This window comes from Micromonospora sp. NPDC048930 (assembly GCF_043197935.1).
In the GTDB taxonomy this organism is placed as follows: domain Bacteria; phylum Actinomycetota; class Actinomycetes; order Mycobacteriales; family Micromonosporaceae; genus Micromonospora.
Window position 1 is genome coordinate 1 of sequence record NZ_JBICUB010000012.1, and the last position, 21,286, is coordinate 21,286.

17 protein-coding genes are annotated in these 21,286 nt (G+C 73.8%); 9 read left to right on the forward strand and 8 right to left on the reverse strand.

Translation table 11 applies throughout. The annotated features are described in order from the left end of the window. Positions 1-1,398 precede the first annotated feature (1,398 nt). Positions 1,399-1,899 carry a hypothetical protein gene (locus ACGFI9_RS26850; protein WP_393182156.1) on the forward strand — a complete coding sequence of 167 codons (501 nt, stop codon included), beginning with the start codon at positions 1,399-1,401 and terminating at the stop codon, positions 1,897-1,899. Positions 1,900-2,347: 448 nt separating this feature from the next. Here the strand turns inward: ACGFI9_RS26850 and ychF are convergent, their stop codons facing one another. Then, positions 2,348-3,433, reverse strand: coding sequence for a redox-regulated ATPase YchF (ychF, locus tag ACGFI9_RS26855; protein WP_393182158.1), 1,086 nt, complete (start codon positions 3,431-3,433; stop codon positions 2,348-2,350). Between the two features lie 104 nt (positions 3,434-3,537). Here ychF and ACGFI9_RS26860 point away from each other — a divergent pair, with 104 nt between their 5' ends. Next, positions 3,538-4,101, forward strand: coding sequence for an exonuclease (locus ACGFI9_RS26860; protein ID WP_393182160.1), 564 nt, complete (start codon positions 3,538-3,540; stop codon positions 4,099-4,101). On the opposite strand, the gene ACGFI9_RS26865 is transcribed toward ACGFI9_RS26860, so the two are convergent. Together ACGFI9_RS26865 and ACGFI9_RS26870 are read right to left on the reverse strand one after the other, a co-directional pair. Continuing rightward, complete coding sequence (locus tag ACGFI9_RS26865; protein WP_393182162.1) at positions 4,089-4,835, reverse strand: Type 1 glutamine amidotransferase-like domain-containing protein; 747 nt, start codon at positions 4,833-4,835, stop codon at positions 4,089-4,091. The two genes, ACGFI9_RS26860 and ACGFI9_RS26865, sit on opposite strands and share 13 nt — an antisense overlap. A gap of 34 nt (positions 4,836-4,869) precedes the next feature. Beyond that, positions 4,870-5,379: a MarR family winged helix-turn-helix transcriptional regulator gene (locus ACGFI9_RS26870; RefSeq protein WP_393182164.1), complete on the reverse strand. Its 510-nt coding sequence runs from the start codon at positions 5,377-5,379 to the stop codon at positions 4,870-4,872. A 92-nt stretch (positions 5,380-5,471) separates the two neighbouring features. On the opposite strand from ACGFI9_RS26870, the gene ACGFI9_RS26875 reads away from it, so the two are divergent. Continuing rightward, positions 5,472-6,497: an EamA family transporter gene (locus ACGFI9_RS26875; RefSeq protein WP_393182166.1), complete on the forward strand. Its 1,026-nt coding sequence runs from the start codon at positions 5,472-5,474 to the stop codon at positions 6,495-6,497. Here ACGFI9_RS26875 and ACGFI9_RS26880 read toward each other — a convergent pair. Next, on the reverse strand, positions 6,429-6,884 hold the full coding sequence (locus ACGFI9_RS26880; RefSeq protein ID WP_393182168.1) for a hypothetical protein: 456 nt from the start codon (positions 6,882-6,884) through the stop codon (positions 6,429-6,431). The genes ACGFI9_RS26875 and ACGFI9_RS26880 overlap by 69 nt on opposite strands. 314 nt (positions 6,885-7,198) lie before the next feature. On the opposite strand from ACGFI9_RS26880, the gene ACGFI9_RS26885 reads away from it, so the two are divergent. From ACGFI9_RS26885 to valS, 6 genes are all read left to right on the forward strand, one after another. Beyond that, on the forward strand, positions 7,199-8,689 hold the full coding sequence (locus tag ACGFI9_RS26885) for a DNA-3-methyladenine glycosylase 2 family protein (protein ID WP_393182170.1): 1,491 nt from the start codon (positions 7,199-7,201) through the stop codon (positions 8,687-8,689). Next, a complete protein-coding gene (locus tag ACGFI9_RS26890; protein WP_393182172.1) occupies positions 8,686-9,198 on the forward strand; it encodes a methylated-DNA--[protein]-cysteine S-methyltransferase in 513 nt (170 codons plus the stop codon). Before ACGFI9_RS26885 ends, ACGFI9_RS26890 begins: the two co-directional genes overlap by 4 nt. 37 nt (positions 9,199-9,235) lie before the next feature. Then, positions 9,236-11,050, forward strand: a complete 1,815-nt coding sequence (locus ACGFI9_RS26895) for an ABC transporter ATP-binding protein (RefSeq protein WP_393182174.1) — start codon at positions 9,236-9,238, stop codon at positions 11,048-11,050. Next, on the forward strand, positions 11,047-12,951 hold the full coding sequence (locus ACGFI9_RS26900; RefSeq protein ID WP_393182176.1) for an ABC transporter ATP-binding protein: 1,905 nt from the start codon (positions 11,047-11,049) through the stop codon (positions 12,949-12,951). Before ACGFI9_RS26895 ends, ACGFI9_RS26900 begins: the two co-directional genes overlap by 4 nt. 163 nt (positions 12,952-13,114) lie before the next feature. Continuing rightward, positions 13,115-14,683: a trypsin-like serine protease gene (locus tag ACGFI9_RS26905; protein WP_393182178.1), complete on the forward strand. Its 1,569-nt coding sequence runs from the start codon at positions 13,115-13,117 to the stop codon at positions 14,681-14,683. A 112-nt stretch (positions 14,684-14,795) separates the two neighbouring features. Then, complete coding sequence (valS, locus tag ACGFI9_RS26910; RefSeq protein WP_393182180.1) at positions 14,796-17,414, forward strand: valine--tRNA ligase; 2,619 nt, start codon at positions 14,796-14,798, stop codon at positions 17,412-17,414. Positions 17,415-17,658: 244 nt separating this feature from the next. On the opposite strand, the gene ACGFI9_RS26915 is transcribed toward valS, so the two are convergent. From ACGFI9_RS26915 to ACGFI9_RS26930, 4 genes are read right to left on the reverse strand one after another with little or no spacing between them, the layout of a single operon-like run. After that, positions 17,659-18,369, reverse strand: a complete 711-nt coding sequence (locus ACGFI9_RS26915; protein WP_393182182.1) for an ABC transporter permease — start codon at positions 18,367-18,369, stop codon at positions 17,659-17,661. A gap of 3 nt (positions 18,370-18,372) precedes the next feature. Next, positions 18,373-19,326 (reverse strand): ABC transporter ATP-binding protein, encoded by a 954-nt coding sequence (locus ACGFI9_RS26920; protein ID WP_393182184.1) that lies wholly within the window; start codon positions 19,324-19,326, stop codon positions 18,373-18,375. Further along, a complete protein-coding gene (locus ACGFI9_RS26925) occupies positions 19,323-20,204 on the reverse strand; it encodes an ABC transporter permease (RefSeq protein WP_393182186.1) in 882 nt (293 codons plus the stop codon). Before ACGFI9_RS26925 ends, ACGFI9_RS26920 begins: the two co-directional genes overlap by 4 nt. Continuing rightward, a complete protein-coding gene (locus ACGFI9_RS26930) occupies positions 20,197-21,111 on the reverse strand; it encodes an ABC transporter ATP-binding protein (protein WP_393182187.1) in 915 nt (304 codons plus the stop codon). Before ACGFI9_RS26930 ends, ACGFI9_RS26925 begins: the two co-directional genes overlap by 8 nt. Between the last annotated feature and the right edge of the window lie 175 nt (positions 21,112-21,286).

Below are 21,286 nucleotides of genomic sequence, written 5' to 3' on the forward strand. Positions count from 1 at the left end.
CCACCGCCTGCCGAGTCTGACCGCCCTGCTCGCTACAGCCGGCTTCAAGGTGCACCACGCGCGCCAGACTTGGTCCAGCAGGACCTGGCTCGCCGTGCATGCTCACCGAGTCAACACGGCCCAGGGAGCACTCGTTTACAAGCTCTGTGCACCGCGTCTGCGCAGGTCCGGGAACGGCTGCACGCTCGAAGCTCTCTCCGTCCCTGCGCTCGCCAGCGCGCCGCCGTCCGGCGGCGTTGCTGTCAGCGTTGCTGTCGGCAGCCGTGCCGCCGGCCCGTCAGACTGACCCCCGCTGGGGGGAGCCTGGTCGTGGTTGTCAACCAGTGCCGGCAGATGTCATCTAGCCCGCTCACGCACGGCAGCGACGTCGTTCGTTCCGCCCGTTGTCGTCGCGCAGCGGACTGTTTGCTGACTCGCTGCTGACTCCGCCCGACTCCGACGTCTCGCTTACAAGGCGCTATCGGCAAAGGCCGCAACGTCCGCTGACGTCCAGTTCGGGTCAGAGCCGATAGCCGTCCACGCTCGTCCGGCTTCAGCCGCCACCGTTGATGTCAGCCACGGATGTCAAGCCGGCCCCCTCAGGTTCCCAAAAACGGTCCCGGACACCCCGGTTGGTTGCCGGCCCAACCGATGCCCCCGGGCGGTTGCTTCCACTCGGTGGCGCGCCTCTTCGACAGGCCAGGCCATCGCTTACGCGCGGCCTGCCGACTGGCGCCTACCGCTGCGCCAAGCTCGGGATAGCCGGCACCGTGCTGCACCGCTTCCTCGGCACTGGCGGACACGAGGTCAGCGAGAAGGCGACGCATCTGCTCACCTGCCGCCATCCGCGCAAGGTGAGTCCGCATCCTCTCCGCGGAGCTCGGCTCCTGGGCAGCGTTGCCCCCCGCATCCACAGCGGAGTACCGCAGTCGCTGCGCCCAGTCAGCGGCAACAGCACCCAGTTCCCGCCGCAGTTCCCGTCGCTCGTCCGACGTCAGCTCCCACATGATCGGCTCCCTTATCAGTGGCCTCCTGACTTCAGGGTCCGCTCGACAACCAGGGTTGTCAACCGTCGTAGGCGTGTCAGAATCCGGCGCGCGGTGGCGAGGGGTGGGGACGGTGTCGCCGCTGCGTCCTGTGCAGCTCAACTCGACAGTGACCCACGCATTACGAGTCGGTACCACAGCGCTGGTCCACCGCCTGGTCCTCCTGCTCAAGTTGGCGCCAACGTCCGCGATCGTCCGCTGCTGCTCGCCGGTTTGGCTGCTCGCTTGGCTGCTCCGCCATTTCCGGGTGCCCGCTGCTGCTCATTGTCAATCTTGACCGACGTCTCGTGGCTTCGTGGGCCTAGGGCCGCTGTCACTGGCCGCTCTGGCAGGGCTCCTTTACCCTGCCGTCATGTCGATGGATAGAGCGCCAATGACCGTCGCGCCCGACTGGGTGACCTTCTGGCTTCCGGTCCGGCGGGTCTTTGTCGCGATGTTCCTCATCGCCTCTGCTTCGTGGCTGGTCGTCCGGGCCGCGCTCGCGTTGATCCTTTGGGAGCTTCCGGACCATCCGCTCCTAGCCCTTGTGGGCGGCCTCATTTTCGCCGTTGTCTTCAGCGGCGGCTGGGTCGTCGTTCATCGGGGACGGTGGGCGTGGGTTCGGATGTCAAGCGCGGCCGTCGAATTGGCCCGGAGCGGGCGACCGGTTGTTCTCTCGTGGGGGGCGATCGAGTCAGCGACGATCCGCCGGCCTGGCCCGTTCGCCGTCCTTCAGGTGGCCCTGCGACCGGATGCGGTGGCACCTCCCGCTCCCGCACAGCGTCCCCGCCAGCATCGCGGCCGCCGTATCTACACCGTCGACGTCGGCCTCATGCAGCCCGGGGTCCAGGCCTTGCGGGCCGAGTTGGCACGCCACCTGCCACAGAGTGCATAACGCCAGCTCCTAGAGCAGGAACCCCCATCCGCACTGTTCCGGATCTTGGGGTGCGGCCTGGCTACTCGCTTACAAGTTCTGGGCGCGTCGTCCGGCGGCGTCTCGGAGCGTCTCCTGCCTCAGCCGACCGTCCGTGCGACGCTGGCCCCGGTCGTCTTCATCCGGGCTGGTTGCTGTCACCGCTGCTGTCGACGCAGTGCGGCCCAGCAGAGGAACCCGGCCCCCATCACAGAGAAGGTCTTCCCGAGGCCCCACGACGCCGGGCTCCCCCTAAACGGATGGTCGCCCACCCAAACCTCGATCGTGAGGACACCCAAGCCGAAGACCAGGAACCACACACCCAACTGAGCAACCTGCTTGGAAGTCGGCCGCACGCCGGGCTTGGTCATGCAGTCATGGAAGCACGCCCACCTACTGCCGGCCATCCCCCGGTCTCCCGGCCCGACGGTCATACGTTGAAGCGGAACTCCACCACGTCGCCGTCCTGCATGACGTACTCCTTGCCCTCGATCCGGACCTTGCCGGCGGCCTTCGCCGCCGCCATCGATCCGGCCTCGACGAGGTCGGCGTAGGAGACCACCTCGGCCTTGATGAAGCCGCGCTGGAAGTCGCTGTGGATGACCCCCGCGGCCTCCGGCGCGGTCGCGCCGACCGGGACGGTCCAGGCCCGCGCCTCCTTGGGGCCGGCGGTCAGGTACGTCTGGAGCCCGAGCGTGCGGAAGCCGACCCGGACGAGCTGGTCGAGGCCCGGCTCGGACTGCCCGATCGACTCCAGCAGCTCGCGGGCCTCCTCCTCGGGCAGGTCCACCAGCTCAGACTCGATCTTGGCGTCCATGAAGACCGCCTCGGCCGGCGCCACCAGGGCACGCAGCTCGTCGAGGAACTCGGCGTTGCCCAGCTCGGCCTCGTCGACGTTGAAGACGTAGAGGAACGGCTTGGTGGTGAGCAGGTGCAGCTCGCGCAGGTGCTCCAGCTCGATCCTGGCGGCGGCGGCGCCCGCGTACAGGGTGGTGCCGTTGTCCAGGACCTCGACCGCCTTCTTGGCGGCCTCGACCGCGGCGGCCCGGTCCTTGCGGAGCTTGGCCTCCTTCTCCAGCCGGGGCAGCGCCTTCTCCAGCGTCTGGAGGTCGGCCAGGATCAGCTCGGTGTTGATCGTCTCGATGTCGTCGGCCGGGGAGACCTTGCCGTCGACGTGCACCACGTTCGGGTCGGAGAAGGCGCGCACCACCTGGCAGATCGCCGAGGCGTCGCGGATGTTCGCCAGGAACGCGTTGCCCCGGCCCTGCCCCTTGGAGGCGCCCCGCACCAGGCCGGCGATGTCGACGAACGAGACCGGCGCCGGCAGGACCTTCTGCGAGCTGAAGATCTCGGCGAGCTTGGTCAGCCGCTCGTCGGGGAGCCCGACCACGCCAACGTTCGGCTCGATGGTGGCGAACGGGTAGTTCGCGGCGAGCACGTCGTTCTTGGTCAGCGCGTTGAACAGGGTGCTCTTGCCCACGTTGGGCAGGCCGACGATGCCGATGGTGAGACTCACGACGAGCCAGCTTACGCGGTTCGCCGCCGCCGGCGGGCAGGCAGGTCCGCCCGGGCCGGGAAAAGGGACGGCGGTCACCGCGTACGCGTTGCTAGCGTGCGCCAGTGACCGACCGACTGCCCGAGCTGTACCTCGCCGTGGACGTGGAGGCGGACGGGCCGATCCCCGGGCCGTACAGCATGATCTCGCTCGGCATGGCCGTGGCCGGCCGCCCGGAGCTGGCCTTCTACACCGAGCTGCGGCCGATCTCCGACGAGTTCGTCCCGGCCGCGCTGGCCGTCTCCGGGCTCGACCGGGACCGCCTGCTCCGCGAGGCCCCCACCGCCGAGGAGGCGATGCGGGCCGCCGCGAGGTGGGTGAACGGGCTGCGGGCGATCGGCCGGCCGGTGTTCCTGGCCGCCCCGGCGGTCTGGGACGGCATGTTCGTGCACTGGTACTTCGTCCGGTTCGTCGGGCACAGCCCGTTCGGCGCCACCGGTTCCGGCATCGACCTGCGCAGCTACTGGATGGGGCTGACCGGCGTCGAGTGGCGGGACACCCGCAAGGGCACGATCAAGCACCAGCTCGGCCTGACCGACGTGCCGCACACCCACCACGCCGGGGAGGACGCGGCCGAACTGGCCCAGGTCTTCGACGCGGCACGCCGCCGGCGGGCTCAGGCGGACTGAGCGGTGAGCAGCCGGGGCTCGATCCGGGTCTCCCGGGCGGTGCCGTCCTCGGCCCGGGTGACCTCGTACGCGGCCACCCCCGCCCGGTCGGCCACCGCCTCGACCAGTTCGGTGCCCCGGTAGACCAGCCCGACCCCGTCGTCGGTGCAGTGGCTGGTCGGCAGCGTGCCGTCGGCGACCAGCCGGTGCATGAGCGGTCGGCGCTGCGCCTCGCTGTCGTAGTGCACGCCGTTGCCGTACGGGAGCCAGCCGAGCCCGCCCGTGAACGGCCGCAGCTCCGGTCCGTAGCTGTCGGTGGCGCCGCCGAGGTGCCAGCAGATCGACCCGGCGGAGACGCCGCCCAGCACCACGCCGGCCTGCCAGCACTCGTGCAGGATGTCCGGCAGGTCGTGCACCCGCCACACCGCGCAGAGGTTGGCCACGCTGCCGCCGCCGACCCAGATGACGTCCTGGGCCAGCAGGTGCGCGCGGATGTCCTCGACGTTCGGCATCGGGAACAGGGCCAGGTGGGAGGCGCGGAACCGGGTGCCGGCGAAGGCGCCGTGGAAGAGGGTCAACGAGGTGGGTTGGTCACCGACCGCCTGGTTCAGGTAGCAGATCTTCGGCGCGTCGCCGGCCTGGGCCAGCTCGGCCATCAGGTCGAAGACCGGCCCGGGCTGGGCGTCCCACGGGCCGCGGTGGCGGCTGCTGAAGCCCATGCTGGTGGCGACGATGGTCGGTGCGCTGGCGGGCACGGTCTCCCCCTCGGGTCGGCGACGGTCACGATCATCATGCCCTGCCGGGCTGGTCCGCCTCGGCGGCGGCGAGCAGGGTCCGCAGCAGGTCGCCGAGGCGTTCCTGGTCGTCGGGGGGCAGCGCGTCGAGGATGCGGCGCTGCACGGCGAGCCCGGCCTCGGCCGACTCCTCGACCACCCGCCGGCCCTCGTCGGTGAGGCTGACCCGCAGCGCCCGCCGGTCGGCGGGGTCGGGGGCGCGCCGCACCAGACCGGCCCGCTCCAGCCGGTCGAGCCGGCCGGTCATCCCGCCGGAGGTGAGCATGAGGGCCGCGGCCAGCGCCTTCGGGGCCAGCGTGTACGGCTCGCCGGAGCGCCGCAGCGCGGCGAGCACGTCGAACTCGCCCCGGCCGATCCCCCAGCCGGCGTACACCCGCTCCTGGCGGTCGCCGACCAGCCGGGCAAGTCGGTAGATGCGACCGAAGACGGCCATCGGCTCGGGGCGCATCCCGGCCCGCTCCCGCCGCCACTGCTCGACGATCACGTCCACGTCATCCGCTGCCACGCCCGGATTGTGCCGCACCTCGCACTTCCCCTTTCGCTCGGCACTGATTAGCTTAGCGCTAAGCTACTTAGCAGCGAGGAAAGAGGGTTCCCATGCGCCGCCGCTGGACCGACGTCCTGCTCACCGCCGCCGCCCCCGTCACCTGGGGCACCACGTACCTGGTCACCGCCGAGCTGCTGCCGGCCGGCCAGCCGCTCTGGTCCGGCGTGCTCCGCGCGCTGCCGGCCGGACTGCTGCTGCTCGCCCTGACCCGGCGCCGGCCGCACGGCGGCTGGTGGTGGCGGGCGGCGGTGCTCGGCGCGCTCAACATCGGCGCGTTCTTCCCGCTGCTCTTCGTCGCCGCGTACCGGCTGCCCGGCGGCACGGCGGCCGTGCTGGGGGCGGCTCAGCCCCTCCTGGTCGCGGCGCTCGGCGCCGCCGTCCTCGGCGACCGGCCGGGACGCCCGGCGCTGCTCGCCGCGCTGGCCGCGCCGCTGGGCGTCGCCCTCGTGGTGCTGCGCCCCGGTGCCGGCCTCGACCCGCTCGGCGTCGCCGCGGGGCTCGCCGGCACCGCCTCGATGGCCGCCGGACTGGTGCTCACCCGCCGCTGGGGGCGGCCGGCGGGCGTCGGCACCCTCGCCGCGACCAGTTGGCAGCTCGTCGCCGGCGGCCTGCTGATCGTGCCGGTCGCCGCCGCCGTCGAGGGCGCGCCGCCCGCGCCGGACGGGCCCGCCCTGCTCGGGTACGCCTGGCTCGGGCTGGTCGGCACCGCACTGGCGTACGCGCTCTGGTTCCGGGGCGCGGCCCGCCTGCCGGTCACCCGGGTGTCGGTGCTGGGCGCGCTCAGCCCGCTGACCGCCGCCGCGCTCGGCTGGCTGGTGCTGGACCAGGCGCTCAGCCCGACCCAGCTCGTCGGCTTCGCCGTGGCGGTCACCGCGATGGTGCTCGGCCAACTGCCCGGCCGTCCCGGACCGGGCCGGCCCGGGACCTCGGCGTCGCGTCCGGTGCCGGTCGGGCCGGCGGAGCTGGCGCAACCCGTGCCGGTCCGGCCGGGCGGCGGGCCGGCGAGGTCAGCCGGCGAGCAGGCGGGGGAATTCCGGCGCCCCCTCGCCCCACTCGGGCAGGGCGCCGGGCGGTAGCTCGGCCGCGGCGGCGCGCGGCAGGACGAACCGGTGCGCCGCCGCGGGGCCGGCCGCGTACGACTGGTCGAGCAGCCAGCGCACCTCGTCGACCGTCCAGCCCAGCCCGGCCCGGCCGGCGATCTCCCGGACCAGGCGCAGCCCGACCCGGGTGTCGTCGTCGTAGAAGCGCATGCACCAGTGGTGGGCCCACATGCCGAGCGCGCGCAGCCCGGCCGCGTCGAGCGAGCCGGCGAGCCGGCCGCAGGCGGTCTCGGCGAAGGCGCGCCCCGGGTCGTCGGCCCGGTCCCGCTCGATCGCGCCGTACGCGGCCGGCGCCACCACCCGCATCCGGTCGTAGAAGCCCTGCACCACCGCGCGGTCCAGCCGTATCCGCCCCGACCGCATCAGCGGGCACCTCGCCCGGCCACGCTCGCCATCCCCGCACCTTTTCTTGAGTTGGTGGCGGGACCGTACCGACCACTACCGACACTTTGCCCCCCGGAATCCGTTGCCACGTCAGCGATACCCGGCCTGACCTGGGCCGTCCCGCCGCTCCCGGCCCGACCCGAGGGCCTCATTCACGGAAAGAGTGGGCGCCGGACGCGGAATGGCCACTCCTTCCGTGAACCAGGGCGGATCTTGGGAGCCAGCAGGGCCGCGTACGGCCAGGTCCGAATCCCGCCAGCCGACGGCCGGACCTGCGAGGCAGGATCGTTGGTGTGGAGTTGGACTTCGAACGGTGCTATCGAGCCGTCGACAGCCGCGATCAGCGCTTCGACGGCTGGTTCTACACCGGCGTGACCTCGACCGGAATCTACTGCCGGCCGTCCTGTCCGGCGGTGACCCCGAAGCGGCAGAACGTCCGGTTCTTCCCGTCCGCCGCCGCCGCGCAGGGCGCGGGGCTGCGGGCCTGTCGCCGGTGCCGCCCCGACGCCGCCCCCGGTTCGCCCCAGTGGGACGTCCGGGCGGACGTGGTGGGGCGGGCGATGCGGCTGATCGCGGACGGGGTGGTCGACCGGGACGGCGTACCGGGGCTGGCGGCCCGGCTCGGCTACACCGAGCGGCACCTGCACCGGATGCTCCACGCCGAACTGGGGGCCGGGCCGCTCGCGCTGGCCCGGGCGCAACGCGCGCAGACCGCCCGGATCCTCATCGAGACGACCGGCCTGGGCATGGCCGAGATCGCGTTCGCCGCCGGCTTCGGCAGCGTCCGGCAGTTCAACGACACGGTCCGCGAGGTGTACGGGACCACCCCGTCCGAGCTGCGGGTGACCCGGGGCGGCCGGCTGGTGGCGGGCGGGGCGGGCACGATCTCGCTGCGGCTGGCGTACCGGCCGCCGTTGCACGCGGGGGCGCTGCTGGACTTCCTCGCCCTCCGGGCGCTGCCCGGCGTGGAGGAGGTGCGCGACGGGACGTACCGCCGGGGGGTGCGGCTACCGCACGGCGTCGGCACGGTCGCGCTGACCCCGGCCGACGGGCACGTGGCCGCCACGCTGCGCCTGACCGACCTGCGGGACCTGGCGCCCGCGGTGGCCCGCTGCCGCCGCCTGCTCGACCTGGACGCCGATCCGGTGGCGATCGACGCCGCCCTGGCCGACGATCCCGCACTGGCGGCGGCGGTCCGGGCCGAGCCCGGCGTCCGGCTCCCGCACGCGGTCGACGGTTTCGAGATGGCCGTCCGCGCCATCACCACCCAGCAGATCTCCCTGACCTCCGCCCGCACCACCCTCACCCACCTCCTCACCACCGCCGCCGCCCAGCGCGCCGTCGATCATGAGGTTGTCGCCGGCGAGCCCGGCGTGTCGCGACAACAACTTCATGATCAACAGGAGCTGGCCGCTTTCCCGAGCGCGGAGGAGGTGGTGGGGTTGCCGGACCGCGCGTTCCGGATGCCGGGGGCGCGGCGGGAGACGCTGCGGGCGGTGGCGCGGGCGGTGGCCGAGGGGGAGCTCGACCTCGAACCGGGCGGGGACCGGGAGGAGACCGTACGGCGGCTCCTCGCGCTGCCCGGGGTCGGCCCGTGGACCGCCGGCTACGTGGCGATGCGGGCCCTCGGCGACCCCGACGCCCTCCTCCCCACCGACCTGGGCGTACGCCGGGGCGCCGCCGCGCTCGGCCTGCCCGACGACCCGAAGACCCTGAACACGTACGCGGACCGCTGGCGTCCCTGGCGGTCGTACGCGGTGATCCGACTCTGGAGAGCAGCATGACCACACTGGACAGCACCGTCATCGACACCCCCGCCGGCCCGCTGAGCGTCCTCACCGGACCGACCGGGGCGGTCCGCGCCGCCGGCTTCACCGCCGACCCGGCGGCCCTGCTGCCGCTGATGCACCCGGGCATGCGCGGCGACCTGCGGGCGCGGGCCGACCTCGGGCCGGTGACCGCGGCCGTCCGGGCGTACCTGGACGGTGACCTGACCGCGATCGACCCGGTCGCCGTGGAGCAGCACACCGACGGCGCCTTCCTGGCGCACGCCTGGCGGGTGCTGCGCGACGTCAAGCCGGGCGAGCCGGTGACGTACACCGGGTTCGCCGGGCTGGCCGGACGCCCCGCCGCGGTACGCGCCGCCGCGGCGGCCTGCGCCCGCAACGCCGCCGCGCTCTTCGTCCCGTGCCACCGGGTGCTGCGCACCGACGGCACGCTCGGCGGCTACCGGTGGGGCCTGGACGTGAAGAAGTGGCTTCTCGGTCATGAGGGACGGTTGACGGCAAGCTGACAGCGGCAACGCTCCCACCAGCCGCTACCGTCGGGTAGTGCCTGCGCAGAGCGACGGCGACCCGGCGGCGCGTAACGACGCCCGCACCCACCCGCTGCGCAACCTCTGGCGGCTGCACCCCTACCTGCGCCCGTACGCGGCCGAGTTCGCCTGGCTGCTGCTCGCCGCCCTGGCCGCCACGGCGGCGGGCCTGGCCGTACCCCTGGTGGTGCAGCGGGTGGTGGACGGACCGGTGGCCCGGCACGACGCCGCCGGGCTGGTCCGGCTGGGCGTCCTCGCCCTCCTGCTCGGGCTGGCCGAGGCGGTGCTGATCTTCGTCCGGCGGTGGACCCAGTCCTCCTCCTCGCTCGGCATGGAGGCGGTGATCCGCGCCGACGTCTACGCCCACCTGCAACGCCTCCCGGCCGCGTGCCACGACCGCTGGCAGTCCGGTCAGCTCCTCTCCCGGATCACCAGCGACCTGTCGGTGATCCGCCGGTTCCTCTCCTTCGGCCTGCTCTTCCTGGTGCTCAACCTGGTCACCTACGCCGCCGTGGTGGTGCTGCTGATCCGGCTGCACCCATGGCTCGGCCTGCTGGTGGCGGCCAGCGCGGTGCCGCTGTTCCTGATCAGCCGCCGGTTCGCCCGGCACTACCACGCGACCTCCCGCCGGATGCAGGACCAGCAGGGCGACGTGGCGACCCTGGTGGAGGAGACCGCGCTGGGGCTGCGCACCATGCGGGCGTACGGGCGGGGGCCGGAGCTGGCGGCCCGGTTCGACGGCGGGGCCCGAGCCCTGCACGACATCGGGATCGACAAGGCACGACTGCTGGCCCGCACCTCGGCCCTGTTCGACCTGGTGCCCAACCTGACCCTCGGAGTGGTGCTGGTGGCCGGCGCGGCGGCGGTCGCCCGGGGCGTGCTCACCATCGGCGAGCTGGTCGCCTTCGTCAGCCTCCAGCTCATGCTGATCTGGCCGGTGCAGTCGCTCGGCTGGATCATCGCCAACGGGCAGGAGGCGGCGACCGCCGCCGACCGGATCCAGGAGGTGCTGGACACCCGGCCGGCCATCGTGGACTCCCCGTACGCCCGGTCGCTGGACCGCGGTCAGGTCCGGGGCCGGCTGTGCTTCGAACGGGTCAGCTTCCGCTACCCGGGGGCCGGGCCGCCGGTGCTGCGCGAGATCGACCTGACCGTCGAGCCGGGCGAGACGCTGGCCCTGGTCGGCGCGACCGGCTGCGGCAAGAGCACCCTGCTCTCGCTGGTCCCCCGGCTGCACGAGGTGACCGCCGGCCGGATCACCCTCGACGGGCACGACCTGCGCGACCTGCGGCTCGGGTCGCTGCGCCGGCTGGTCGGGGTGGCGTTCGAGGAGCCGACCCTGTTCTCCATGTCGGTCTGGGAGAACCTCACCCTCGGCCGGCCGGACGCCGGTGAGGACGAGGTACGCGCCGCGCTGGCGCTGGCCCGGGCGGAGTTCGCCCACCAGCTGCCGTGGGGGCTGGCCACCCGGGTCGGCGAGCAGGGGCTCTCCCTCTCCGGCGGGCAGCGGCAGCGGCTGGCGCTGGCCCGGGCCGTGCTCGGCCGGCCGGCGCTGCTCGTCCTCGACGATCCGCTCTCCGCGCTCGACGTGCACACCGAGGCGCTGGTCGAGGCGGCGCTGCGGCGGGTGCTGCGGGACACCACCGCCCTGCTGGTGGCGCACCGCCCGTCCACGGTCGCGCTCGCCGACCGGGTGGCGCTGCTCGACGGCGGGCGGATCGTCGCCGTGGGCAGCCACTCGGAACTGCTGGCCGGGGTGCCGGCGTACCGGGCGGTGCTCTCCGCCGAGCCGGACCGGCGGCCCGACGGCGCCGGCCTGGTGCGCTCGTGACGGCTGCCCCGTCCGACGGGCCGCCCCCGGTCCCCCGGCCACGCCGGGCTCCGGACGAGGACGTCGACCTGTCCCGCTGGCGGGGGCGGGCCACCGACCCGGACGCCGACCGCAGCCGGGCCGAGGACACCACCCCGGAGGCGGTGGCCCGGCTCCGCGCCCGCAGCCGGTCGCTGCTCGGCCGGCTGCTGCGGCCGCACCGGGGCCGGCTCGGGCTGGCGGTGATCCTGCTGCTCGTCCAGAACGCCGCCGCGATGGCCGGCCCGTACCTCGTCATGCTCGGCATCGACCGGGGCATCGGCCCGCTGCGGGCCGGCGACCCCGGTCCGCTGGTCGCCGTCGCCGCCGCCTTCGCCGTCGCCACCGGCACCGAGTACGGGGCCCGCCGCGGTTTCCTCACCCTCGCCGCCCGGATCGGCCAGGCCGTCCTGCTCGATCTCCGCCGGCTGGTGTACGACCACTTCCTCCGCCTCGACGTCGGGTTCCACGAGCGCTACGCCTCCGGGCGGATGGTGGCCCGGCTGACCAGCGACCTGGACTCGATCGCCGAGCTGGTCGACGGCGGGATCGACAAGCTGGTGATGGCGGCGCTCTCGGTGCTGTCGGTGGCCGGCATCCTGCTCTGGCTGGACCCGCCGCTGGCCGCGGTCACCCTGCTCGCCTTCCCGTTCCTGTTCCTGCTGTCCCGCTGGTTCGCCCGCGCGTCCGCCGGGGCGTACCGCCGGGCCCGGGAGACGGTGGCCCTGGTCATCGTCCACTTCGTCGAGTCGCTGCGGGGCATCCGGGCGGTGCAGGCGTACCGGCGGGAGTCGCGCAACCGGCGCATCTTCGCGGCGGTGAACGACGACTACCGGCAGGCCAGCCTGGCGGCGTTCCGGCTGATCGCGGTCTACTCGCCGGGCATCCGGCTGATCGGCAACCTGACCGCCGCGCTGGTGCTCGGCTACGGCGGCGCCCGGGTGCTGGGCGGCCAGACCGAGGTCGGCGTGCTCGCCGCCTTCCTGCTCTACCTGCGCCGCTTCTTCGAGCCGATGGAGGAGCTGAGCCAGTTCTACAACGCCCTCCAGTCGGCCACCGCCGCGTTGGAGAAGCTGGCCGGGGTGCTCGACGAGCGGCCCGCGGTGGCCGAGCCGGAGCGGCCGGTACGGCTGCCCGCGGTCGCGTGCCCCGGCACGGTGGTGTTCCGGTCGGTCTCCTTCGGTTACCGGCCGGAGACGCCGATCCTGGCCGGGCTGGAGCTGACCGTGCCGGCCGGGCAGACCGTCGCGCTGGTCGGGCCGACCGGTGCCGGCAAGTCCACCATCGCCAAGCTGCTCGCCCGGTTCCACGACCCGGCCGCCGGGACGGTCAGCCTGGACGGGGTGGACCTGCGGGACCTGGCCGACGCCGAGCTGCGCCGGGCGATCGTGCTGGTGACCCAGGAGAACCACCTGTTCAGCGGTTCGGTGGCGGAGAACATCCGGTTCGGCCGGCCGGATGCCGACGACGCGGCGGTGGCGGCCGCCGCCCGCGCCATCGGCGCGCACGACTTCATCACCGCGCTTCCCGACGGGTACGCCACCGACGTGCACCGCCGGGGTGGCCGGCTCTCGGCCGGGCAGCGCCAGCTCGTCGCGTTCGCCCGGGCGTTCCTGGCCGACCCGCGCGTGCTGATCCTGGACGAGGCCACCTCGTCACTGGACGTACCGACCGAGCGCCTGGTGCAGCGGGCGTTGCGCAGCGTGCTGCGGGACCGTACCGCCCTGGTCATCGCGCACCGGCTCTCCACGGTGGAGACCGCCGACCGGGTGCTGGTGCTCGACGGCGGCCGGATCGTGGAGGACGGGCCGCCGGCCGAGCTGGCCGCCGCCGGTGGCCGGTACGCCGCCCTGCACCGCCAGTGGCGGGACTCGCTGATCTGACCGCGGGGGCGGGGGCGGTCACGCGGAGGCGAGCGGACCGGCGGCTGCTGCGGCTAGACTCTCGGCTCGTTGATCAGCCCCGTCCCCCGGTCCCAGCCGGGACGACCCGACGCCGGACGTCGACCGGGCCGATCGGCATCGCCGACACGGGGAGGTTCGCGGCGTGCGTATCCGCCGACGCGTGGTTGTTGCCGGAGTTGTCGTCGCCTGCACGATCGGGGCGACCGCGGTGGGATTGAGCCGGGGTGGTGACGCCGACCGGTCGCCGGCCGCCGCGACAGCCACCGGCCGGCCCGACGCCGCCTTCGCGGCGGACGACTCGACGACCGCCGCGCAGGCCGGCCTCGGTAACCGCACCGGCCGGACCACCACCGGCGGGCGGCCGGCGTCCCCCGGGGACGGGACCGCCGCAGCCGCCCGGCCGGCCGCCCAGGTCGCCGCGGCCGCCCCCGCCTCGATCGCCTACCTGCGCGAGCGCTACGACGTCTCGGCCACCGAGGCGGCCCGGCGGCTCGCCCTGCAGGAGTTCTCCGGCCCGCTCGCCGACCGGCTGGCCGCCGACCAGCCCGACGCGTACGCCGGCATGTGGCTGGACCAGACGGCCGGCGGCGTGCTCGTCGTCGCCGCCACCGACCCCGCCGCCATGCGCGCGGCCGTGGCCGGCGCGGCGGACGCCACGCACATCCGGGTGGTCGCGGTACGCCACTCGCTGCGCCGGCTCACCGACGCGGCGACCCGGCTCGCGGCCGCGCTCGGCGGAACCGCCGGCGAGGACGTCCTGGTGGACGTGCCGCGCAACGCGCTGTCGGTGGTCACCGGGGGACGGATCGCGGCCGACGACAGCCGGCTGGCCGAAGCGCTCGCCGCCGCCGGCGTGCCCGCGACGGCCCGGCCCCGGCCGGCGGGCGCCGTGCCGAAGGCGTGCGACCCGCGCTACTGCGCGCAGGCGCCGATGCGCGGCGGCATCCGGCTGGACGTGCCGCGGGACGACGGAACGGTCGGCGGCTGCACGGTCGGCTTCAACCTCCGCACCCGGACCGGGAAGTGGTACATCCTGACCGCCGGGCACTGCGTGGTCGGCGGGCGGCACCAGCACGTCGACACGACGTGGCACCAGTTCCTCGGGCCGAAGGTGCCGGTGTCGATCGAGTCGACCGCCCCGGTGCTGGCCGAGAACGCCTTCCCGAACGACTACGCGATCATGCCGTACCAGCCGGGAGCGCTGGAGCGCTGGAAGTACCCCGCCGCCGCCGGACCGAGCCTGGTCAACTACTGGTGCCCGGCGGATCGCACGAACTGCACGTCCCGGGACGTGTCGATCAGGGGAGTGATGCCCTACAGCGCCATCCAGACCGGCTGGGTGGTCTGCGCGACCGGCTCCGGCTACACGCCGAAGTCCGGCGAGGAGTACGTCGACTCCGGCGCCGGCGCCGGCTACCTGCCCGGCACCCGGTGCGGCGAGATCTACGACAAGACCGCCGGCGGCATCGACGTGCACATCTGCGCCCGGCCGGGCGACAGCGGCGGCCCGCTCTTCACCGAGTCCGACGGCAAGGCGCTGGGCATCCTCTCCGGCGGCGACCCCGGTTCCGGGGCGTGCACCGACCCGGACGAGCGCAACCACTACGCCCCGGTCTCCACCATCCTGGCCCGGGTCAACGCGTTGCAGGGCGGCCGGGTCTACTTCCAGCTCGCCACCCAGGGTCCGGGGAGCGGCCTGACCGCCCGCTGACGCCCCACCGGCCGCCCGTCCGGGTGCGGCCCGGGCTGGCGGCGCGGCGCGCCCGGACGCCGCAGCGGCAAAGCTGTGGAGCGATCCGTCACCGGGTGCCTACGATCGGGCGATGACCGATACGGCGAGGACGGCCCGCGCCGGCGTCCCCGAGCGTCCCACCCTGGACGGCATCGAGGAGACCTGGGCGCGCCGCTGGCAGGAGGACGGCACGTACGCGTTCGACCGCTCCAAGGAGCGCTCGGATGTGTACTCGATCGACACCCCGCCGCCGACCGTATCCGGCGAGCTGCACATGGGGCACGTCTTCTCGTACACCCACACCGACATGGTGGCCCGGTTCCAGCGGATGCGCGGCCGCACGGTCTTCTACCCGATGGGGTGGGACGACAACGGCCTGCCCACCGAACGGCGGGTGCAGAACGTGTACGGGGTGCGCCCCGATCCGGCCCTGCCGTACGACCCGGACTGGACGCCGCCGGCCACCCCGGTGAGCGACGACGCCCGGAAGAAGCCGACCGCGATCTCCCGGCGCAACTTCATCGAGCTGTGCGAGCGGCTCACCGCCGAGGACGAGCAGGTCTTCGAGGCGCTGTGGCGGCGGCTCGGGCTGTCGGTGGACTGGTCGCTGACGTACACCACGATCGGTCGGCTGGCCCGGGCGACCAGCCAGCGGGCGTTCCTGCGCAACCTGGCCCGGGGCGAGGCGTACCAGGCCGAGGCGCCGACGCTCTGGGACGTCGGGTTCGCCACCGCGGTGGCCCAGGCGGAGCTGGAGGACCGCGAGCGGCCGGGCGCGTACCACCGGCTGCGGTTCCACGCGCCGGACGGGCGGGAGGTGCTGATCGACACCACCCGCCCCGAGCTGCTGCCGGCCTGCGTGGCGCTGGTCTGCCAGCCCGGCGACGAGCGGTACGCGGACCTGGTCGGCACGTCGGTGCGGAGCCCGGTCTTCGGGGTCGAGGTGCCGGTGCACGCACACCCGCTCGCGGACCCGGCGAAGGGCACCGGCATCGCGATGGTGTGCACCTTCGGTGATCTGGCCGACGTGACCTGGTGGCGGGAACTCCAGCTCGACACCCGGGTGGTGATCGGCCGGGACGGGCGGCTGCTGCCGGAGCCGCCGGCCGGCGTGCCGGCGGAGCCGTACGCGGCGCTCGCCGGCCAGACCGTGAACGGGGCCCGGCGGACGATCGTGGAGCTGCTGGCCGACGCCGGCGACCTGGTCGGCGAGCCGCGCCCGATCACCCACCCGGTCAAGTTCTACGAGCGCGGCGACCGGCCCCTGGAGATCGTCTCCACCCGGCAGTGGTACCTGCGCAACGGCGGCCGGGACGCCGGACTGCGGGAGGAACTGCTGGCCCGGGGCCGGGAGCTGCACTGGGTGCCGGAGCACATGCGGCACCGCTACGAACACTGGGTGGGTGGCCTGACCGGCGACTGGCTGGTCAGCCGGCAGCGGTTCTTCGGCGTGCCGGTGCCGGTGTGGTACCGGCTCGACGACGCCGGCGAGCCGGACTGGTCGCACCCGCTCACGCCGGATGAGGCGATGCTGCCGGTCGACCCGTCCAGCGAGCCGCCGCCCGGCTACGAGGAGGCGCGGCGCGGGGTGCCGGGCGGCTTCGTCGGCGACCCGGACGTGCTGGACACCTGGGCCACCTCGTCGCTGACCCCGCAGCTCGTCGGCGGCTGGGAGACCGACCCGGACCTGTTCCGCCGGGTCTTCCCGATGGACCTGCGTCCGCAGGGCCACGACATCATCCGGACCTGGCTCTTCGCCACCCTGGTCCGCTCCCACCTGGAGTTCGGCGTGCTGCCCTGGCGGGACGTGGAACTCTCCGGCTGGATCCTGGACCCGGACCGGAAGAAGATGTCCAAGTCCAAGGGGAACGTGGTCACCCCGATGGCGCTGCTGGAGCAGAACGGCTCGGACGCGGTCCGCTACTGGGCGGCCAACGGCAAGCCCGGCATGGACCTCTCCTTCGACCCGGCGCAGATCAAGGTGGGTCGTCGCCTCGCCACCAAGCTGCTCAACGCGTCGAAGTTCGCGCTCGGGCTGGGCGCCGCCGACGGGTTGCGAGCCCCGTACGACAACTCCAGCTCGGCGCGTCTGACGCCGCGCCGCGACCTGGAGCTGTCGGCCACCGAGCCGCTGGACACCGCCATGCTCGCCGAACTCTCCGGCGTGGTCGCCGCCGCGACCACCGCCTTCGACGGGTACGACCACACCGCCGCGCTGATGGCGACGGAGGCGTTCTTCTGGCGGTTCTGCGACGACTACATCGAGCTGGTGAAGGAGCGCGCCTACGGCACCGGGCCGGGGGCGGACTCGGCCCGGGCGGCGCTGGCCACCGCGCTGTCGGTGCAGTTGCGGCTCTTCGCGCCGGTGCTGCCCTTCGTCACCGAGGAGGTGTGGTCCTGGTGGCGGTACGGCTCGGTGCACCGCGCTCCCTGGCCCACCACCTACGAGGTGGGTCGGGCGGTGCAGGCGCCGGGCGATCCCGAGCTGCTGCGGCTGGCCGCGGACGCGCTGAGTCAGGTGCGCCGGGCCAAGTCGGAGCGGAAGCTGTCGATGAAGGCGGAGGTGCCACTGGCCGAGGCGCTCGGCCCGGCCGCCCTGCTCGACCAGCTCACCCTGGTCGCCGACGACGTCCGGGCGGCCGGCCGGATCGCCAAGCTCGACCTCCTCCCCGACCGCACCCCCGAACTGGTCATCGCCTGCGCCTTCTAACCCACCCCATTCCGCCCGCGCTCCGCGCCTCGCGCCGCCCCCGCGCCCACGCCCACGCCCACGCCCGCCCAAGATCCGCACTAATTCACGGAAATAGTGGTTATCCGCGCCGCCGAGGCCACTATTTCCCTGAATCAGGCCCCACGGCGAGGTGAGGGGGCGAGGGGGTGGTCCGCCCGCCGAGGTGGGCTCGGCGGGCGGACGGGCCGCCGCCCCGGGGAGGGTGGGGCGGCGGCGGGAGAGGTCAGCTCGTTTCGCCGGCCACGCTGAAGGAGCGGAGGCGGTCGATGGCGAGGACCGTGGAACCGACCGCGACGAGGGCGGTGAGGACCGCGGCGACGGGGACCGAGACGGTGGTGCCGAGCAGGTCGGTGGGGGCCATCCGGTCGGCCAGCGCGATCACCCACTGCTGGATGGAGAGCACCCTGGTGCCGTCCACGAACCGGCCCAGCAGCCCCTCCCAGATCAGCACGTAGACCAGGCCGAGCAGCACCGGCCGGCGGGTGAGCAGGCTGAGCGCCAGGAACAGCGCCGAGTACGCCAGCGCGCCCAGCGCCGACGCGGCGGCGAGCGCCAGTCCGAGGCGTACCGAATGGGCGAGCACGCCCGCGACGTAGAGCGGGACGGCGACGGTGACCGCGCTGACCCCGGTGGCCACCGCCAGCTTGGGCAGCACGATCTGCCAGCGCGGCAGCGGCTTGGTGAGGATGTGCACCACCGTGCCGTCGTCGATCTCGGCGCCGAGCACCCCGGTGCCGACGATCAGCGCGATCACCGGCAGCACCACGGCGAGCCCGAGCCCGACCAGCACCGCCGGCCCCCACTGGCCCGGGTCGACGCCGAGCGAGCGGGACAGGATCGCGAGCGCCAGCACCAGCGCCGGCAGCGGGAGCAGCAGCAGGAACCGGCGCCGACCGAAGAGTCCGCGCGCGGTGATCCAGGTAACGGTCGACATGGGTCAGCTCCCCACCAGGTAGGAGAAGACGCTCTCCAGCGATTCGTCCTCGGGCGTCAGCGACCGGACCCGGATGCCCCGGGCCAGCGCGATCTTCGGCAGCGCCCGGGTGAAGGCGCCGTAGTCGCCGGCCCGGACGGTGAGTCCGGCCCGGCCCAGCTCCACGCCGGTCACCGACTCCTCGGCGATCAGCGCGACCGCGAGCGCCCGGTCGTCGGTGGAGCGGACCGCGAACACGTGTGGCCGGTTGGTCATCAGCCGGCGGATGGTCCGGTAGTCGCCGGAGGCGGCGAGCCGGCCGGCCACCATCACCTGCACGGTGCCGGAGACCTGCTCGACCTCCTCCAGGATGTGCGAGCTGAACAGGATGGTCCGGCCGGCGTCGCCGAGGCGGTGCAGCAGGGCCATCATGTGCAGCCGCTGCCGCGGGTCCATCCCGTTGAACGGCTCGTCGAGGAGCAGCACCCGCGGGTCGTGCACCAGCGCGGCGGCCACCCGGGTGCGCTGCCGCATGCCCTTGGAGTAGGTGCCGATCTTCCGGTCCTGCGCGTCGGTCATCTCGACCAGGTCGATGGCCCGGCGGGCCGCCGCCTCCGGGTCGGGCAGCCGGTGCAGCTTCGCGCTGGCCAGCACGAACTCGTACGCGGTGAGGAAGGTGTGCACGGCCTCCCGCTCGCTGACCAGGCCCAGCCGTCGGTAGACGGCCGGGTTGCGCCAGGTCGGCTCGCCGTCCAGGGTGACCGCGCCCCGGGACGGGGACAGGAAGCCGGCCATCATGTGCAGCAGGGTGGTCTTGCCGGCGCCGTTCGGGCCGAGCAGACCGGTCACCCCGGGACCGAGCCGCATGGTGACGTCGTTGACCGCCACCACGTTGCCGTACCAGCGGGAGACGCCGGCCAGGTCAAGGGTGGAGGCGGGGGTGGCCGGGGCCGCCGGCTCGGCGCTGATCGTGGTCATCGGGCGGCCACCTTCCGGTATCGCAGCAGCAGCAGGGCGACGCAGCCGGCCACCAGCAGCACGGCAACGGCGACGTAGAGCGGCCCGAAGTCGCCGATCTGATCCTCGGTCTGCCCGCCGGGGACCAGCAGGTCGCCGAGGGTGTACTGGCCGACGGCGTGGATCAGGGCGGTGGGCGAACCGAGCATCGCCAGCTCGTTGACCGTGCGGGACGGCATGATCGACAGGATGCCGACGATCGGGGCCGTCATCAGGAACACCGCCACGATGCCGCCGGCCGCGAACGCCCGCTTGCCGGTGAGCGAGGCGATGAGCAGCGCCACCGAGGCGAAGACCACCGCCCACAGGGCCGCGTACAGCAGGCCGGGCAGCAGGTCGAGCAGCTCGTCCCAGACCCCGCCCATCCCGTCCTTGGTGGTGAACGCCGCACCCAGGAACATCACCAGCTGCGGCGCGCCGAGCAGCAGCCAGAGCGCGGTGATCAGCGACCCGAGCTTGGCCAGCGCGTAGTCGCCGCGCGGCAGCGGGCGGGAGAAGTAGAGCGGCAGGACGCCGCTGTGCAGGTCGCGGGAGACCAGCTCCGGCCCGACCACCGCGACGAAGAAGATGACCAGCCAGCTCATCGCGTCGGCGAACTGGGCGTACGTCATGACGACCTGGCCGGTCTGGGTGCGTACCGCGGTCAGCCCGGCGGCGACCACCACCACGATGCCGACCACCAGCCAGGGGAAGATCTTCGCCTTGGCGGAGCGGCCCAGCCCGAAGGCGGTCCGCAGCCCGTGCACGTAGAGCGCGCCGAAGACCTGCCGACGGCCCAGCCGGGGGCCGGTGTAGCGCTGGTACCCGATGTCGTGGATGACGCCGGTCGGCTCAGGCATGGCTGGGCTCCCTCGTGGCGAAGAGTTCGGCCACCCGGTGCCGGCGCTGGTCCAGCCGGTGCAGCGGCAGGTCCAGCTCGGCGACCGCGCCGAGGATCTGGTCGTACGTGGCGTCGTCGGCGAGCGGCACGAGCAGCAGCCGCCCCTCCCGGGACACCGGCAGGCCGAGCCCGGCGAGGCGGTTCGCCAGGTCCTCCGTACCCTCGCTCACCTCGACGGCGAGGACATCGGTGGCGGAGGTCATCGCGGCGACCCGGTCGGCGCGCAGCAGCCGGCCGCCGTCGATGGCGACCAGCGTGTCGCAGATCCGCTCCACCTCGCCGAGCAGGTGGGAGCAGACCAGCACGGAGATGCCGAACTCGGTGCCGATCCGGTGGATGAGGGCCAGCATGGCGTCCCGCCCGGCCGGGTCGAGGCCGTTGGTCGGCTCGTCGAGCAGCAGCAGGTCGGGGTCGTGCACCAGGGCCTGGGCGAGCTTGACCCGCTGCTTCATGCCGGTGGAGTAGCCGCCGACGGCGCGGTGGCGTTCCTCGTGCAGCCCCACGTGGCGCAGCGCCTCGGAGGCCCGTTCCCGGGCGACCGTACGCGGCAGGCCGCTCATCCGGCCCAGGTGGGTGACCAGCTCCGCGGCGGAGAGGTCGGGCGGCAGCGCGTCGTGTTCGGGCATGTAACCGACCCGGGCCCGGACGGCCGCCGGATCGGTGGTGGGGTCGAGGCCGAGCACGGAAACCCGACCGCTGGTCGGGGCGAGCAGGCCCAGCAGGATCTTGATGAGGGTGGACTTGCCGGCGCCGTTGGCGCCGACCAGCCCGATGATCCCCGGCTCGACCGACACCGTGAGGTCGGTCAACGCGGTGACCCGACCTCCGTACGTCTTGGTCAGCGACTCGGTCGCGAGCAGTGTCACGGGCTCCAGCGTAGGGAGTCGGGGCACCCCGCGGGACCGACTGCGACCCCGGCGATTCCCTGATCCTGGCCGGGCCGGCCCCTAGGGCCCGGTCCGGGAGACCCGCCGTTCGTGAAACCGGCCCGGCTCCCCACCTCGGTCAGGTGAACTGCCGGTAACGAACCTGCAACCGAAC

Coding starts and splice junctions, on each gene's coding strand:
- ACGFI9_RS26925 (WP_393182186.1), bottom strand. CDS start 20,204: ATGCCTGAGCCGACCGGCGTCATCCACGACATCGGGTACCAGCGCTAC.
- ACGFI9_RS26850 (WP_393182156.1), top strand. CDS start 1,399: ATGACCGTCGCGCCCGACTGGGTGACCTTCTGGCTTCCGGTCCGGCGG.
- ACGFI9_RS26915 (WP_393182182.1), bottom strand. CDS start 18,369: ATGTCGACCGTTACCTGGATCACCGCGCGCGGACTCTTCGGTCGGCGC.
- valS (WP_393182180.1), top strand. CDS start 14,796: ATGACCGATACGGCGAGGACGGCCCGCGCCGGCGTCCCCGAGCGTCCC.
- ACGFI9_RS26880 (WP_393182168.1), bottom strand. CDS start 6,884: ATGCGGTCGGGGCGGATACGGCTGGACCGCGCGGTGGTGCAGGGCTTC.
- ACGFI9_RS26920 (WP_393182184.1), bottom strand. CDS start 19,326: ATGACCACGATCAGCGCCGAGCCGGCGGCCCCGGCCACCCCCGCCTCC.
- ACGFI9_RS26875 (WP_393182166.1), top strand. CDS start 5,472: ATGCGCCGCCGCTGGACCGACGTCCTGCTCACCGCCGCCGCCCCCGTC.
- ACGFI9_RS26890 (WP_393182172.1), top strand. CDS start 8,686: ATGACCACACTGGACAGCACCGTCATCGACACCCCCGCCGGCCCGCTG.